The sequence below is a fragment of the Burkholderia sp. Tr-20390 genome, from assembly GCF_017104595.1.
In the GTDB taxonomy this organism is placed as follows: domain Bacteria; phylum Pseudomonadota; class Gammaproteobacteria; order Burkholderiales; family Burkholderiaceae; genus Burkholderia.
Window position 1 is genome coordinate 22,004 of record NZ_JAAGPC010000085.1, and the last position, 16,561, is coordinate 38,564.

Below are 16,561 nucleotides of genomic sequence, written 5' to 3' on the forward strand. Positions count from 1 at the left end.
TCTTCCGATACCCGCCCTTCCGCTCAAACAATCTCAAACGAATCTCAATGCCGGCCGCTGCGGCGCGCGCGGCGTGCCGCGGTCAGATTCCGCCGAACACCCGCTCCCACAGCGCCGTCACGGCCGCCCGCTCGTCGGCCACCACGGCCGGATCGACCCGCGCCTTCTCCATCCCGTCGAGCCGCAGCTTGTGCTGCAGCTTCCGGTACTTGCGGTACGCCGCGCCGACCCGCTCGGCCTCGTCCTCGCCCATCAGCCCGAAGCGCGCGACCTCGCGCAGCAGCGCGATGTTGCCCGTGTTGCGGATCAGCTCGGCATCGCTCGACGCGTGCAGCAGCACCCAGTACTGGACGATGAACTCGATGTCGACCATCCCGCCGCGATCGTGCTTCAGGTCGAACAGCTCGGTCTGGTTCGGGTGGCCGGCGAACACCTTGCCGCGCATGTCGACGATTTCCTTCGCGAGCACGCCGCCGTCGCGCGGCGTCGTCAGCACCTGCTGGCGGATCGCCTCGAAGTCCGCGCCGATCTGCGCGTCGCCCGCGCTGTAGCGGGCCCGCGTCAGCGCCTGATGCTCCCAGACCCACGCGGTATTCGCGGCGTCGCCCTCGCGCAGCTGGTAGCGGCGGAACGCGTCGAGATCGGTGACGAGCAGCCCGGCCTCGCCGTTCGGCCGCAGCCGCAGGTCGATGTCGAACAGCGCGCCCGCCCCGGTCGCGGTGGTGAGCCACGTGATCAGGCGCCGCGTGAAGGTCGTGTAGACGTCCGCCGAACGCTCGTCGGCGTCGTCGTACAGGAAGATCAGGTCGAGATCCGACGCGTAGCCGAGCTCCTTGCCGCCCAGCTTGCCATACGCGATCACCGCGAACTTCGGCACGTCGCGATGGCGCTTCGCGAGCTGCGACCAGACGACTTCGATCGTCACGTCGAGCACCGCGTCGGCCAGCTCGGACAGCCGGTCGCTCACGTGCTCGACCGACAGTTGCCCGGCCAGATCGATCAGCAGGATCCGGAACACCTCCGCGTGCTGGGCGTGCCGCAGCAGGTCCATCTGTTGCTCGGGGCCGTCGGCCGCGGCGAGGCGCGCGCGCAGCGCGTCCTTGAACGCGGGCCAGTCGAACGGGCTCGCGATCGCCTCGTCGTCGAGCAGTTCGTCGAGCAGTTGCGGATGGCGAATCAGGTAGCCGCCGCCCCAGCGCGTCGCACCGAGCACCGACAGCACGCGGTCGAGCGCGGCCGGATATTCGGTCAGCAGCGCGAGATAGACACCGCGCCGGCTGACCGTCTCGAGCAGGTCGAACAGGCGCACGATCGTATCGTCGCGGCGCGCGGCGTCGATGTTCGGCGCGGCGTCGAGCGCCCGCTGCGCGACGCTGTCGAAGCGCTGCCGGCTCTTTTCCGGCAGGCCCGTGTAGCGCGACGACTGCCAGATCGCGCGCAGCCGGGCGAGCACGGTGGCCGGATCCGTAAAACCGAGGCCGTCGAGACGCGCGACCAGCGCGTCGTCCTCGCCGTCGTCGGCCAGCGCGCCGCTCCAGATCCACGCGGCGGCCGTGTCGTCGCCGGCCGCGCAGGGCGCGCCGCTCGCCTTGTCGGCAAAAATCTGGTCGAACTGCGCTTCGACGAACGTGCGGTGGCCGTCCAGCACCGTCATCAGCGCCGCATAGTCGGCGAAGCCCAGCGACGCGGCCAGCGCCGCGCGCTCGTCCGGCTCGACCGGCATCGCGTGCGTCTGCGCGTCGTTGCGGTACTGCAGACGGTGCTCGAGCGTGCGCAGGAAGTTGTAGGCCTCGGTCAGGCGCGCACGCACATCCTCGCCGATCAGCCCGCGCGCCTGCGCATGGCGCAGCACCGCAAGCGTCGGCCGCACGCGGAATTCCGCATCCTGGCCGCCGCGGATCAGCTGGAACACCTGCGCACTGAATTCGATCTCGCGGATCCCGCCGCGTCCGAGCTTGATGTCGTCGGCCTTGTCGGGCCGCATCGACGCGCGGCGCGCGGCTTCCTGCCGGATCTGCTGGTGCAGCGAGCGGATCGCGCCGATCACGCCGAAGTCGAGGTAGCGGCGGTACACGAACGGCTTGACGAGCGACTCGAGTTGCGACGCCAGCCGTTGCGCCGCGTCGCTGTCGCCTTCCGACACGAGCCGCCCCTTGATCCACGCATAGCGCTCCCACTCGCGCCCCTGCACGTAGAAATACTCCTCGAGCATGCCGAGGCTGCAGACGAGCGGCCCCGAATCGCCGTTCGGACGCAGCCGCATGTCGACGCGAAACACGTAGCCGTCGGCCGTGACTTCCGACAACACGCCGATCAGCCGCCGGCCGAGCCGCGTGAAGTATTCCTGCGTGGACAGCGGCGAACGCGCGCCGCCGGTCGTCTCGCCGTCGTCCTCGTAGACGAAGATCAGGTCGATGTCCGACGACACGTTCAGCTCGCGGCCGCCAAGCTTGCCCATCCCGACCACGCCGAGCACGACGCGCTGGCCGTCGGCGCCGCGCGGCTCGCCGTACAGCGCCTCGAGCTCGGCCGACAGCAGCGCGAGCGAGCGCTGCACGGCCACTTCCGCGAGATCGGTCATCGCGCCCGTCACCTCGGCGACGTCCGCCAGCCCGCGCAGGTCGCGCTCCGCCACCGCGCCGAATGCCTCGGCGCGCAGTTGTCGCAGCGCGCGCTTCAGGTGCTCCTCGGTCGGCGCGGCGGCGCCGGCCGGCGTTGCCAGCAGTTCGGTTAGGCGCGCGTCGAGCTGCGCGCGACCGAGCGGCGCGGCCGCCCACGCGGCGACCTGGTCGACGAGCGCGGGTCGCGCGGCGGCCGCGCGGGCCAGGTAACGGGAATAGGACGTGCTGATCAGGGCGGAAGCGTCGGTCATCGAGAAGCGGGCCTGGCGGAACGGCCGGCCGGCACGGGAACGCATGCGCGCCCCACTCCCGACCGGCTCCATGGACTCGGCGCGGCATCGCGGGGCGGGTGCGCCCGTCGCGAAACCGCGCGCCGGAAAGCCCGTGCCGCGCTGCCGCATCGGCCGCCGGCACGAACCCGTGTGATACATTTCAACGTCAGTCTGCAAAACTACCATATCGCCGCCCGTCCGCCGCATGTCCGACCGTCAGGAATCCGCCGTAGCTGCGCCCGAAGCGGGACCTCCGAAGCACGATCATCCGGTCTTGCGTCGCGTGTTCAGGGTGACGCTGGCAGTCGGGATCGGCACCTACTTCATCGCGTCCGGCACCTTCCTCGGGCTGCGCTACGTCCTGCTGCCCCGCATCGACGAATTCCGCCCGCGCATCGAACGCGCGGTGTCCGACAAGCTCCACGCGCAGCTTTCAATCGGCAAGCTTTCCCCGAACTGGTCCGGCATGCAGCCGGGCGTCGAGCTCACGAACCTGACGATCCGCGGCCATGACGGCAAGGTCGCGCTGTCGGTGCCGCATGCGACGGCCGCGCTGTCGTGGATGTCGCTGCTGCGGCTGTCGCCCGCGCTGTCGAGCCTGATCGTCGACCAGCCCGACCTGGTCGTCGCGCGGGCGGCCGACGGCTCGCTGAGCATCGCGGGCGTCGGCGTGGCGACCACCCACGGCGGCAACGATACGTTCGGCACGTGGCTGCTGAAACAGGAGGCGATCGTGCTGCGCGGCGGCACGCTGCGCTGGCGCGACGCGCAGCATGACGCGCCGGAGCTCGTGCTGTCGGGCATCCGGCTCGCGGTGCTCAATGCCGGCCGGGTGCACAAGGCCGCGCTGCAGGCGCCCGCGAACGGCACGCTGCTGCTCGGCCCGCTCGACTTCCGTGCGCGCTTCAAGCACAAGCCGCTCGCGCCGGTCGGCAAGCCGTCGAACTGGACGGGCGACGCGTACCTGTCGACGGGCCCGGTCGACCTGCAGACGCTGGCGCGCTACCTCGACATGCCGCTCACGATCCACGCGGGCCGGATCGACAACGCGATCTGGGCCACCTTCGGCGACGGCCACCTGCATTCGGCGGGCGGCGACCTGCAGGGCGCGGACGTCGCGCTGCGCGTGCGCCCGACGCAGCCGCGGCTCGACGTGCCGACGGTCGGCTTCGGCTGGGACATGCAGCTCGACGCCGGCCACGACTACACGCTGCACCTGACGCGCTTCAACGCGGAGCTCGGCCAGCCGCCGCTGCCGGACGGCACGCCGCTCGCCCGCTCGCTCGCGCTGTCGACGCTGACGGCCCGCTACCGCGTGCCGACCGCGAACCAGGGGCAGTTGTTGAGCGTCGTCGGCGACCGCGTCGATCTCGGCATCCTCAGCGAGTTCATCCGCGGGCTGCCGCTGCCGGCACGCCTGCGCAACGAGCTGATCAAGCTTGACCCGCGCGGGATGGTGTCGAACTATCACATCGAGGTCGAGCGCGCGAAACCCGCACATGCCGACCTCGCCGACGAGGAGCGGCGCACGGGCGCCGCGCCGATCGTGCGCTACCGCTTCCTCGGCGATCTCCAGGGCATCAGCTTCGCCGCGCAGGAACCGCCGCCCGGGCTCTCACCGCGCGGCCACCCGCGCGCCGGCTGGCCGGGTGTCGAGAACCTGTGGGGCCGCGTCGACGCGAACGAGACGGGCGGCTCCGCGCATTTCGACACGGTCAATGCGGCCGTCACGGTGCCCGGCGAATTCGACGAGCCGCGCCTGACGTTCGACCGGCTGCGCGGCAATGCCAAATGGACGATCACGCCCGCGCCCGGCGAGAAGCACGCGCGCGTCGACGTATCGCTGCCCGACCTGTTCGTCTCGAACCCCGATGCCGAAATCGCGGTGTCGGGCTCGTACGCGAACCCCGGCCACGGCCGCGGCACGCTCGACCTGCGCGCCGATTTCGCCCGGGCGTCGGTGGCGCGCATCCCGCGCTACCTGCCGACCGGGATGTCCGAACACCTGCGCGACTATCTCGGCCACGCGCTGCAGGACGGCCAGGTGACCAAGGGCGCGTCGATCGTCGCCCGTGGCCCGCTCGAGAAATTCCCGTTCGAACACGAGCCGGACGCCGGCGTGTTCCACATCGTCGCGCCGTTCACCGGCGGCCGCTTCGAACCGACGCCGTACCCGCCGCGCAAGCTCGCGAACGGCACGCCGAGCGTCTGGCCGGCGCTCGACGGGATCGACGGCGTATTCGAACTCGCGCAGAACAAGCTGCGCTTCGACATCCACCGCGCACACTACAAGCGCGTCGCGCTGACGAAGGTCACCGGCCGCATCGACGATCTCGGCAATCCGAGCCACTCGCCGCTCATCATCGACGGCCATGCGCAGGGCCCGCTCGCCGACCTGATCGACTACGCGGACAACAGCTCGCTCGGCACGATGAGCGGACATATCGGCCAGCGGATCGACGCGCAGGGGCCCGCGTCGCTCGGGCTCAAGATCACGATTCCGCAGCACGTCGCGCATCCGCACACGCACGTCGAAGGCGCGCTCGCATTCGGCGGCAACACGCTGACGACCAGCGGCGTGCCGCCGCTGTCCGCGCTGCGCGGCAGTGTCCGGTTCACCGAGGCCGGCGCGTCGCTGCACGACCTGTCGGGGCGCTTCCTCGGCGGCCCGGTGCGCGCGAACGGCAACTTCCAGTCGCACGGGCCGTACACGGTGGACGTCGACGGCCGGCTCGCACTCGACGCCGCACGCGGCCTGAACCTGCACGGCCCGGCCGCCGCGCTGCTCGAGCACGTGGTCGGCGACGCGCCGTACAAGGTCGCCGTGCGCGGCGCGCCGGGCCGCCTGCCCGACATCAGCGCGCATTCCGACCTGACCGGCGTCGCGCTGAATTTCCCCGCGCCGTTCGCGAAGGCGGCCGGCACGCCGATGCCGTTCAGCTTCACGCTGCAGCCGGCGCCGCAGGCCGACGGCAAGCGTCTCGAGCACGCCGACCTGACGCTCGGCCCCGTGTCCGCGACCTACCTGCTCGACGCGACGCGCGGCCAGCCGCTGCGCGCGGTGCGCGGCGCGATGGGCATTCACCGGATGCCCGACATGCCGCAGGACGGCGTGAGCGCGGCCGTCGACGTCAACGAACTGGACGCCGACGCGTGGCTAGCGCTGGCCCATACGCTGAAGTCCGACACGCCGCGCGCGCCGGAGCCGCAGGCCGCGCCGCGCGTCGATTTCGCGAGCTTCGCGCCGAAGCGTTTCGCGCTCCACTTCGGCACGCTGAAGCTGCTCAAGCGCAACTGGGAAAACGTGATCATCGGCGCGTCTCACGTCGACGAGCTGTGGCAGGCGAACATCGCGTCGAACCAGGTGTCGGGCTACCTGTCGTGGGCGCCGGGCGGCGGCCACAACGGCGCGGGCGTGTTGAATGCGCGGCTCGCGAAGCTCGTGGTGCCCGACAGCGCACAGCACGATCTCGTCGGCCGCGCGATGAACCTGCCGACGCCGACCGACCGGCCGATGCCGTCGATCGACCTGATCGTCGACCAGGTCGTCGCGCGCAACCACGACATCGGCCGCCTCGTCGTCAACGCGCGCAACATCGACGAAGCCGGCACGCCGGTCTGGCAGCTCGACAAGCTGGAGCTGTCGAACCCGGACGCGAAGCTGACGGCGACCGGCAACTGGCGCACGTCGCGCCGCGCGCTCGCCCGCGGCGCCGACGAGAGCGACGCACCGCGCCGCACTGTGTTCGACTTCAAGCTCGACATCGGCAACGCGGGCGCGCTGCTCGACCGCGTCGGCCTGCCGCGCACGCTGGCGGACGGCCATGGCTCGGTGACCGGCAAGGTCGGCTGGCGCGGCGGCCCGACCGCGCTCGACTTCCCGTCGCTCGGCGGCCAGATCGCGATCGATCTCGAACACGGCCAGATCCTGAAGGTCGACCCGGGCGCCGCGAAGCTGCTCGGCGTGCTGAGCCTGCAGAGCCTCGCGCGCTTCCTGACGCTGAATTTCCGCGACGTGATCGGCAAGGGGCTGCCGTTCGACAAGATCACCGGCACCGGCCAGATCTCGAACGGGATCGCCCGCACCGACGACTTCTCGATGATGACGGGGCCCGCGAACGTCTCCGTGCGCGGCGCGGTCGATCTCGGCGCCGAGACGCAGGACCTGCACGCGCACGTCGCACCGAAGATCAGCGCGGGCGCCGCCGCGATCGGCGCGGCCATCATCAACCCGCTGCTCGGCGTCGGCGTGCTGGCCGCGAACTACGCGCTGTCGGAAACGCTGTCGCGCGCGTTCGCCCTCGACTACGCGATCACCGGCTCGTGGGCGCACCCGCACATCGAGCGGGTGCGGGGCGATCAGGGTAAGATGAATCACGGTCCGACCGATGCGGCGAATCATTGAGCCGCGCGTCGAATCGCGCACGGTGCCGGGCCGCACCCCATTTATGACGCAACCGATCCTGCGATGACCGACCACACCCGTTCCGCCACGCCCTTCCAGGTCGCCGCGCTGCAGATGGTGAGCACGCCGGACGTCGCGCGCAATCTCGCCGAAGCCCGCCGCCTGATCGCGGAAGCCGCCGGCGAAGGCGCGCAGTTCGTGCTGCTGCCCGAGTATTTCTGCTTCATGGGCCACCGCGACACCGACAAGCTCGCGCTCGCCGAACCCTACCAGGACGGCCCGATCCAGCGCTTCCTCGCGGACGCCGCGCGTCGCCACGGCGTCTGGGTGATCGGCGGCACGCTGCCGCTGAAGGCGCCGGAACCCGATCGCGTGCTCAACACGACGCTCGTGTTCGATCCGTCCGGCAACGAAGCCGCACGCTACGACAAGATCCACCTGTTCAACTTCGAGAAAGGCGACGAGTCGTTCGACGAGGCGCGCACGATCCGCGCGGGCGATACGGTCGTCGCGTTCGACGTGCCGTTCGGGCGGGTCGGCCTGTCGGTCTGTTACGATCTCCGCTTTCCGGAGCTGTATCGCAGGATGGGCGACTGCACGCTGATCGTCGTCCCGTCGGCGTTTACGTATACGACGGGCCGCGCGCACTGGGAAACGCTGCTGCGCGCGCGGGCCGTCGAGAACCAGTGCTACGTGCTCGCGGCCGCGCAAGGCGGCAAGCACGAGAACGGCCGGCGCACCTGGGGCCACAGCATGCTGATCGACCCGTGGGGCGAGATCGTCGCGGTCCGCGACGTGGGCGCCAGCGTCGTGCTCGGCGCGATCGATCCGCAACGCATCGCCGACGTGCGCCAGAGCCTGCCCGCGTGGCGGCACCGCGTGCTGACCTGAATCCGCCGCGCCGCTTGAAACGCCGCGCGGCCAACCCATCTGCCCAGAAGCACCCGACAACTTTTTGAGAAACCCCGATATCCGCATGAACATCATCGAACCCGGCATCCGCAACCTCGCGCTGGCGAAGGACATCCTGCTCACGCCGTACGGCCTCGACGAAAGCCTGCTCACGCGCACGATCGCCGACATCTTCACGCATCGCGTCGACTACGCGGACCTGTACTTCCAGGCGACCCGCAGCGAAGCGTGGAGCCTCGAGGAAGGCATCGTCAAATCGGGCAGCTTCAGCATCGACCAGGGCGTCGGCGTGCGCGCGGTCGCGGGCGACCGCACCGCGTTCGCGTATTCCGACGACCTGTCGCCGGAAGCGATCGCGCAAGCCGCTGCCGCCACCAAGGCGATCGCAGCGGCCGGCGGCGGCCGCCAGAAGATCAAGGCGGCATCGTCGCTGAAGGGCATCTCGGGCCGCGACCTGTACCTGCCGTCCGATCCGCTCGCGTCGCTCGACGCGACGGCCAAGGTCAAGCTGCTCGAGCGCATCGAGCAGATGGCACGCGGCCGCGACCCGCGCATCACGCAGGTGATGGCGGGCCTCGCCGGCGAATACGACGTCGTGCTGGTCGCCCGCAGCGACGGCGCCCTCGCGGCCGACATCCGCCCGCTCGTGCGCGTGTCGGTCACGGTGATCGCCGAGCAGAACGGCCGCCGCGAGATCGGCTCCGGCGGCGGCGGCGGCCGCTTCGACTACGGCTACTTCACCGACGACGTGCTGTCGCGCTACGTCGACGACGCCGTGCATGCGGCGCTCGTGAACCTCGATGCGCGCCCCGCGCCGGCCGGCGCGATGACGGTCGTGCTCGGGCCGGGCTGGCCGGGCGTGCTGCTGCACGAGGCGATCGGCCACGGCCTCGAGGGCGACTTCAACCGCAAGGGCTCGTCGGCATTCGCGGGCCGGATCGGCGAGCGCGTCGCCGCGAAGGGCGTGACCGTCGTCGACGACGGCACGCTGCCGAACCGCCGCGGCTCGCTGAACATCGACGACGAAGGCAACCCGACGCAGTGCACGACGCTGATCGAGGACGGCATCCTGAAGGGCTACATCCAGGACACGCTGAATGCGCGGCTGATGAAGATGCCGGTTACCGGCAACGCACGGCGCGAGTCGTACGCGGCGCTGCCGATGCCGCGCATGACGAACACGTACATGCTGAACGGCGACAAGGATCCGCAGGAAATCATCGCGTCGGTGAAGAACGGCCTGTACGCGGTGAACTTCGGCGGCGGCCAGGTCGACATCACGAACGGCAAGTTCGTGTTCTCGGCGTCCGAGGCGTACATGATCGAGAACGGCAAGATCACCTACCCGGTGAAGGGCGCGACGCTGATCGGCAGCGGCCCCGAATCGCTGAAGGACGTGAGCATGATCGGCAACGACATGTCGCTCGACTCAGGTGTTGGCGTGTGCGGCAAGGAAGGCCAGAGCGTGCCGGTCGGCGTCGGCCAGCCGACCCTGCGGATCGACAGGATGACGGTCGGCGGTACGGCATAACCGCATCGCGGCGCAGACATTCCGCGCATTTTGAATAAAATGCGCGGAATGTCCGCATTTTCGACGTCTCCCGGTTGCCAGCCGACCGGCGACGGGGTATAAATTCCGAATCAACTTTTTTTGACGAACCGAATCTCCGTCATGTCCGCCAAGTTTTACTTTTACTTTTTTTGGTATCTCAGACCGCTGGCGGATCGAGAGGGTTGATGGCGCGTAAAGCGCAACCGAAATTCCCGAAAAAACCGCCGGCGAACCCGGCGGTTTTTTTTCGCCCTTCGCCACCCGGTCGCCGCCGCAGCGGTCCCGCGGCCCCGACCGAAACCACTGAATCGCTTGAATTGATGAATCTGCCGCACGCGCACTCGCACTGACCGAACCGCGCCCGGAACCAAGGAGAAACAGCATGCCCCCGCACAACACCGACGACGTCCGCATTCGCGAACTCAAGGAACTGACGCCGCCCGCCCACCTGATCCGCGAATTCGCGTGCTCCGAAGCCGCGTCCGAGCTGATCTACAACTCGCGCCAGTCGATGCACCGCATCCTGCACGGGATGGACGACCGGCTGATCGTCGTCATCGGGCCGTGCTCGATCCATGACACGAAGGCGGCGATCGAATACGCGGGCCGGCTGGTGAAGGAGCGCGAGCGCTTCAAGGGCGAACTGGAAATCGTGATGCGCGTGTACTTCGAGAAGCCGCGCACGACGGTCGGCTGGAAGGGCCTCATCAACGATCCGCACCTCGACAACAGCTTCAAGATCAACGAAGGGCTGCGCACCGCGCGCGAGCTGCTGCTGCAGATCAACGAAATGGGGCTGCCGGCCGCGACCGAATACCTCGACATGATCAGCCCGCAGTACATCGCCGACCTGATCTCGTGGGGTGCGATCGGCGCGCGCACGACGGAATCGCAGGTGCACCGCGAGCTCGCGTCGGGGCTGTCGTGCCCGGTCGGCTTCAAGAACGGCACCGACGGCAACGTGAAGATCGCGGTCGACGCGATCAAGGCCGCCTCGCAGCCGCACCATTTCCTGTCGGTCACGAAGGGCGGCCATTCGGCGATCGTGTCGACGGCGGGCAACGAGGACTGCCACGTGATCCTGCGCGGCGGCAAGGCGCCGAACTACGACGCGGACAGCGTGAACGCCGCGTGCGCGGACATCGGCAAGGCCGGGCTCGCCGCGCGCCTGATGATCGACGCGAGCCACGCGAACAGCTCGAAGAAGCACGAGAACCAGATCCCCGTCTGTGCCGACATCGGCCGCCAGATCGCGGCCGGCGACGCCCGCATCGTCGGCGTGATGATCGAGTCGCATCTCGTCGAGGGGCGCCAGGACCTGAAGGAAGGCTGCGAGCTGACCTACGGCCAGAGCATCACCGATGCGTGCATCGCATGGGACGACAGCGTGAAGGTGCTCGAAGGCCTCGCGGAATCGGTGAAGGCGCGTCGCGTCACGCGCGGCAGCGGGAACTGACGGACGCAAACAGGCTGGCCGCATGACCCCGCCTGCCGGCGGGTTGGCCATGCGGCCAGCGTACGAGTATTCATTTTGCGTTGACCCGTTAGCCAGCGTTATGTAGCTAATCAGGAAGTGGGCATGCCGACCGTCAACATGCACGATGCAAAATCGCAACTCTCAAGCCTTGTCGAATCTCTTGAATTTGGGCGCGAATCAGATGTCGTGATCACTCGCAATGGCCGACCAGTCGCCCGGATCGTTCCCTATGCAGCGCCAAGGCGAATCGGCGCAGCCCGTCAGTTGCTTGCCGGACTGAACATCTCGGTGACAGTCAAGGCATTCAACGCCAGCGATGGATCTATCGCCGCCGACTTTGAGGCTAGCTCGGGGCCGCGACTCCCACCGTAAAGACGCTGCGCGCAACAAAAAGCCCGGCTCCCGCCGGGCACTCTCATTGGCGGGAGGCGATCCGCCCGCGCATCACTCGAGCGCGCCCGAGCCGAAGATCTCGGTATTCACGCGTTCCGGCGCGACGCCCAGCGCGACGAGCGCGTCACGCTGCGCCTTCATGAACCCGATCGGGCCGCAGATGTAGTAGTCGGCGTCCGTCACCAGCGCGTACTGCTGCACGCGTTCCGGCGTGAGGCGCCCTTCCAGGTCGTGGTCGATGCCCGCGCGATCGTTCGGGCCGGCCAGCTCGTACACCACCGTGCGCTTGACGTTCGCATGGTCGCGCACCGTATCGTTCAGCCAGTCGCGGAACGCGTGGACCGCGCCCGAACGACACGCATGGACGAACCGCACTTCGCGCCGGCTGCCCTCGGCGATCAGCGTCGACGCCATCGACATCATCGGCGTGATGCCGACACCGCCGGAGATCAGCACCACCGGCGTCTCGACGCCACGCTTCAGCGAGAATTCGCCCATCGGCGCGGTCACTTCGACGATCGCGCCCTCTTCCACGCCGTCGTGCATCAGCGTCGACACCTTGCCGGCCGGAATGACTTCCGGCTTGCCGGCTTCACGCTTCACCGAGATGCGCAGCCACTTGCCGTGCGGCGCGTCGGACAGGCTGTACTGGCGCGGCTGGTCGACGCCGAGGTCGCCGACGAAGCGCTTCACGGTGATGTACTGGCCCGGCTCGAACGTCGGCGCCGCGCCGCCGTCGGCCGGCATCAGGTAGAACGACGTGATCTCGTCGCTTTCGCGCACCTTGCGCTCGACCTTGAACGGGCGGAACCCGCTCCACGCGGCGCCCGCGTACAGGTCGGCCTCGACGCCGATCAGGATCTGCGCGAGCTGGCCGTACGCGACGCGCCATGCCTCGAGCGTCTCGGCATCCACCGCGTCGCCCAGCACTTCGACGATCGACGCGAGCAGGTTCTCGCCGACGATCGGGTAATGCTCGGGGCGGATGTTCAGGCTCGCGTGCTTGTGCGCAATCGTGGTCACGGCGCCGCCCAGCGCGCCGAGGTTGTCGATGTTCGCCGCATACGCGTAGACGGCCTTCGCGAGCGTTTCCGGCTGACTGCCCGTCTTCTGGTGCGTCTGGTTGAACAGGTTCTTCAGTTCCGGATGGCGCGCGAACATGCGCTGGTAGAAGTGCTTCGTGATCGTCGCGCCGTGCACGGCGAGGACAGGGGCAGTGGCTTTCACGCGAGCCATCTGGTCAGCGGTGATGTGGGTCATGTTCGTTCTCCGTTAAACATGCACACACAATACATCTTTAAAAATGGACGCCCCTCGGGCAAATTGTCGCAGTGCGTCAAAGGGGCAAACGGTCAGCGGACGCGACCGCGCTCCCACAGCACGTCCGATCCGCCGTCGGTGCGGTTCAGCACGCGCGCCAGCACGAACAGCAGGTCCGACAGCCGGTTCACGTAGCGCCGCGGCGCATCATTGAGCGTCTCGGTGCGCCCGAGCGCGACGATCGAACGCTCCGCGCGGCGGCATACGGTTCGGCACACGTGCGCGAGCGACGCCGCGCGCGAGCCGGCCGGCAGGATGAATTCCTTCAGCGGCGGCAGCGTCGCGTTGTAGTCGGCGAGCCAGCGGTCGAGACGCGCGAGATGCGTGTCGTCGAGCACGGTATGGCCGGGTATGCACAGTTCGCCGCCGAGATCGAACAGGTCGTGCTGGATCGTCACGAGCGCCGTGCGGATGCCGTCCGGCAGCGTTTCGGCGAGCAGCACGCCGAGGTTCGAGTTCAGTTCGTCGACGTCGCCGATCGCGGCGATCCGCGTGTCGTCCTTGCCGATACGCCGGCCGTCGCCGAGCCCGGTGGTGCCATCGTCGCCCGTGCGCGTGGCGATCTTGCTCAAGCGGTTGCCCATGCGAATATCCTCTCGTGCGTGGCCGCGAGGCGGCCCGGTTGCGTTCGAACGCGATTATCGCAGCCCGCGGAGGCGGGCGCAGCGGGCGTTACAGCGTAGAATGGGCCGAAACCCTGCAGCACGGGAGCCGGGCCGGTGCCAACGCACTCACCCGGATCGACAAGGAGACGTACGTGAATCACCCTGCCCAGCCGGCCGCCACGCGCCGCCCCCTTCCCCCTGCCATGCTCGATGCGCTGCGCGCCGCCTTCGGCGAGCGCATGTCGACCGCCGACGCCGTCCGCACCCATCACGGCCGCGACGAATCGCCGTTCGACCCGCAATTGCCCGACGCCGTCGTATTCGCGCACAGCGCGGACGACGTGCGCGAAGTCGTGTCGCTGTGCTCGCTGTACAGCGTCCCGCTGATCCCGTACGGCGCCGGTTCGTCGCTCGAGGGCCATCTGCTCGCGGTGCGCGGCGGCGTCTCGCTCGACCTGTCGGAAATGAACCGCGTGCTGTCGATCAACGCCGAAGACCTGACCGTGACGGTCGAGCCGGGCATCACGCGCAAGGCGCTCAACGAAGCGCTGCGCGACACCGGCCTGTTCTTCCCGATCGACCCGGGCGCCGACGCGAGCATCGGCGGGATGACCGCCACGCGCGCGTCGGGGACCAACGCCGTGCGCTACGGCACGATGCGCGAGAACGTGCTCGGCCTGACCGCCGTGCTCGCCGACGGCCGCGTGGTGAAAACCGGCTCGCGCGCCCGCAAGTCGTCGGCCGGCTACGACCTCACGCGCCTGTTCGTCGGCTCCGAAGGCACGCTCGGCGTGATCACCGAGATCACGCTGCGCCTGCATCCGCTGCCCGAAGCCGTATCCGCCGCGATCTGCACGTTCCCGTCGATGGGCGACGCGGTGCGCACCGTGATCGAGACGATCCAGATCGGCGTGCCGATCGCGCGCGTCGAATTCGTCGATGCGCTCGCCGTGCGCTCGATCAACCGCCATTCGAACCTGACGCTCACCGAAGCGCCGACGCTGTTCTTCGAATTCCACGGCACCGAGGCCGGCGTGAAGGAACAGGCCGAGCTCGTGCAGGCGCTCGCCGGCCAGAACAACGGCCAGGGCTTCGAATGGGCCACCCGCCCCGAGGACCGCAGCCGGCTCTGGGCGGCCCGTCACAACGCGTATTTCGCGATGCTGCAGTTGAAACCCGGCTGCCGCGCGGTGACGACCGACGTGTGCGTGCCGATCTCGCAGCTCGCCGCGTGCGTCGAGGAAACCGAGGTCGACCTGCGCGCGTCGTCGCTGCCCTGCCCGATCGTCGGCCACGTCGGCGACGGCAATTTCCACGTCGCGATCCTGATCGACCCCGACAAACCCGAGGAAATCGCCGAAGCCGAGCACATCAACGACCGGATCGTCGAGCGCGCGCTGCGCCTCGGCGGCACCTGCACGGGCGAGCATGGCGTCGGGCTGCACAAGATGCGCTTCCTGCCGAAGGAGCACGGCGACAACGCGATCGACACGATGCGGGCGATCAAGCTCGCGCTCGATCCGCGCAACCTGATGAATCCGGGCAAGATTTTCACGTGCTGACACGGTGGCGCGATGCCGCGCCGCCTGCTGCAGGAGACCCCATGAACGCTCCCGTCGAACTGTCGAGCGCGGCTCGCGCGCAGCGTCAGCGCGAAGTCGTGCAGGCGCTGATGGCCGTGCTGCCGACGCACTGCCTGCTGTACCGCGACGAAGACACGGCGCCGTACGAATGCGACGGCCTGTCCGCGTACCGCCGCCTGCCGCTCGCGGTCGCGCTGCCCGAAACGGAATCGCAGGTGCAGCGGATCGTGCAGATCTGCCGCCGCATGGAAGTGCCGATCGTGCCGCGCGGCGCGGGCACGAGCCTGTCGGGCGGCGCGCTGCCGATGGCGCTCGGCGTCGTGCTGTCGCTGGCGCGCTTCACGCGCATCGTCGAAGTCGATCCTTATGCCCGCACGGCAACCGTGCAGCCCGGCGTGCGCAACCTGGCGATCTCGGAAGCCGCCGCGCCGTACGGCCTGTATTACGCGCCCGATCCGTCGTCGCAGATCGCGTGCACGATCGGCGGCAACGTCGCGGAGAATTCCGGCGGCGTCCACTGCCTGAAATACGGGCTGACGGTGCACAACGTGATGCGCGTGCGTGCGGTGACGATCGACGGCGAGATCGTCGAATTCGGCTCGCTCGCGCTCGACATGCCGGGCCTCGACCTGCTCGCCGTGATGATCGGCAGCGAAGGGATGTTCGCGATCGTCACCGAGGTCACGGTGAAACTGATCCCGAAGCCGCAAACGGCCCAGCTCGTGATGGCGAGCTTCGACGACGTCGTCAAGGGCGGCGAGGCCGTCGCGGCGATCATCGCGTCGGGGATCATCCCGGCCGGGCTCGAAATGATGGACAAGCCGGCCACGCAGGCCGTCGAGTCCTTCACGCATGCCGGCTACGACCTCGACGCGAAGGCGATCCTGCTGTGCGAATCTGACGGCACGCCGGAAGAAGTCGCCGAAGAGATCGTGCGGATGACGGCCGTGCTGCGCGAGCATGGCGCGACACGCATCCAGGTATCGCGCAACGAGAGCGAGCGGCTGCGCTACTGGTCGGGCCGCAAGAACGCGTTTCCGGCCGCCGGCCGTATTTCGCCCGACTATTACTGCATGGACGGCACCGTGCCGCGCCGCGCGATCGGCCCGCTGCTCGCGCGCATCGAGCAGCTCGAAACGCGCTACGGGCTGCGCTGCATCAACGTGTTCCATGCGGGCGACGGCAACATGCATCCGCTGATCCTGTACAACGCGAACGATCCGGACGAACTGCACCGCGCCGAGCAGTTCGGCGCGGAAATCCTCGAATGCTGCGTGGAATTCGGCGGGAGCGTGACGACCGAGCCCTGCACGACGCCGCCCGCGCGCTTCGCGCGTTCGAGCGCCGCGACGACCGATTCGCCGGCGTTCAGGTAGACGAGCACGCCGTTCGCGCTCGGCTTCAGCTGCTGCGGATCGAAC

9 protein-coding genes and 2 pseudogenes are annotated in these 16,561 nt (G+C 68.9%); 7 read left to right on the forward strand and 4 right to left on the reverse strand.

The window, feature by feature from the left end; all coding sequences use genetic code 11:
• Positions 1 to 82 precede the first annotated feature (82 nt).
• Positions 83 to 2,872: a bifunctional [glutamate--ammonia ligase]-adenylyl-L-tyrosine phosphorylase/[glutamate--ammonia-ligase] adenylyltransferase gene (glnE, locus tag G3N98_RS22335; protein ID WP_206149254.1), complete on the reverse strand. Its 2,790-nt coding sequence runs from the start codon at positions 2,870 to 2,872 to the stop codon at positions 83 to 85.
• 226 nt (positions 2,873 to 3,098) lie between these two features.
• Here glnE and G3N98_RS22340 point away from each other — a divergent pair, with 226 nt between their 5' ends.
• From G3N98_RS22340 to G3N98_RS22360, 5 genes are all read left to right on the forward strand, one after another.
• Complete coding sequence (locus tag G3N98_RS22340) at positions 3,099 to 7,298, forward strand: YhdP family protein (protein ID WP_206149248.1); 4,200 nt, start codon at positions 3,099 to 3,101, stop codon at positions 7,296 to 7,298.
• 63 nt (positions 7,299 to 7,361) lie between these two features.
• Entirely contained in the window at positions 7,362 to 8,189 is an 828-nt protein-coding gene (locus tag G3N98_RS22345; protein ID WP_206149249.1) for a carbon-nitrogen hydrolase family protein, read from the forward strand.
• Between the two features lie 85 nt (positions 8,190 to 8,274).
• Positions 8,275 to 9,741, forward strand: a complete 1,467-nt coding sequence (gene tldD, locus G3N98_RS22350; RefSeq protein WP_039361365.1) for a metalloprotease TldD — start codon at positions 8,275 to 8,277, stop codon at positions 9,739 to 9,741.
• A gap of 403 nt (positions 9,742 to 10,144) precedes the next feature.
• On the forward strand, positions 10,145 to 11,218 hold the full coding sequence (gene aroG, locus G3N98_RS22355) for a 3-deoxy-7-phosphoheptulonate synthase AroG (RefSeq protein WP_089424547.1): 1,074 nt from the start codon (positions 10,145 to 10,147) through the stop codon (positions 11,216 to 11,218).
• A gap of 123 nt (positions 11,219 to 11,341) precedes the next feature.
• Positions 11,342 to 11,611, forward strand: a complete 270-nt coding sequence (locus G3N98_RS22360) for a type II toxin-antitoxin system Phd/YefM family antitoxin (RefSeq protein ID WP_206149250.1) — start codon at positions 11,342 to 11,344, stop codon at positions 11,609 to 11,611.
• Positions 11,612 to 11,683: 72 nt separating this feature from the next.
• Here G3N98_RS22360 and hmpA read toward each other — a convergent pair whose 3' ends face one another.
• Together hmpA and G3N98_RS22370 are read right to left on the reverse strand one after the other, a co-directional pair.
• On the reverse strand, positions 11,684 to 12,892 hold the full coding sequence (hmpA, locus tag G3N98_RS22365; protein WP_206149251.1) for an NO-inducible flavohemoprotein: 1,209 nt from the start codon (positions 12,890 to 12,892) through the stop codon (positions 11,684 to 11,686).
• Between the two features lie 92 nt (positions 12,893 to 12,984).
• Positions 12,985 to 13,536, reverse strand: a complete 552-nt coding sequence (locus G3N98_RS22370) for a cob(I)yrinic acid a,c-diamide adenosyltransferase (RefSeq protein WP_206149252.1) — start codon at positions 13,534 to 13,536, stop codon at positions 12,985 to 12,987.
• A gap of 173 nt (positions 13,537 to 13,709) precedes the next feature.
• Between G3N98_RS22370 and G3N98_RS22375 the strand changes: the two genes are divergently transcribed.
• Both G3N98_RS22375 and G3N98_RS22380 read left to right on the forward strand, forming a co-directional pair.
• Positions 13,710 to 15,119 carry an FAD-linked oxidase C-terminal domain-containing protein gene (locus G3N98_RS22375; protein WP_175240420.1) on the forward strand — a complete coding sequence of 470 codons (1,410 nt, stop codon included), beginning with the start codon at positions 13,710 to 13,712 and terminating at the stop codon, positions 15,117 to 15,119.
• A gap of 41 nt (positions 15,120 to 15,160) precedes the next feature.
• Positions 15,161 to 16,438: pseudogene (locus tag G3N98_RS22380) on the forward strand (FAD-linked oxidase C-terminal domain-containing protein); the annotation flags it as partial.
• Here G3N98_RS22380 and G3N98_RS22385 read toward each other — a convergent pair.
• Positions 16,420 to 16,561, reverse strand: a pseudogene (locus tag G3N98_RS22385) (VOC family protein); the annotation flags it as partial. The pseudogenes G3N98_RS22380 and G3N98_RS22385 sit on opposite strands and share 19 nt — an antisense overlap.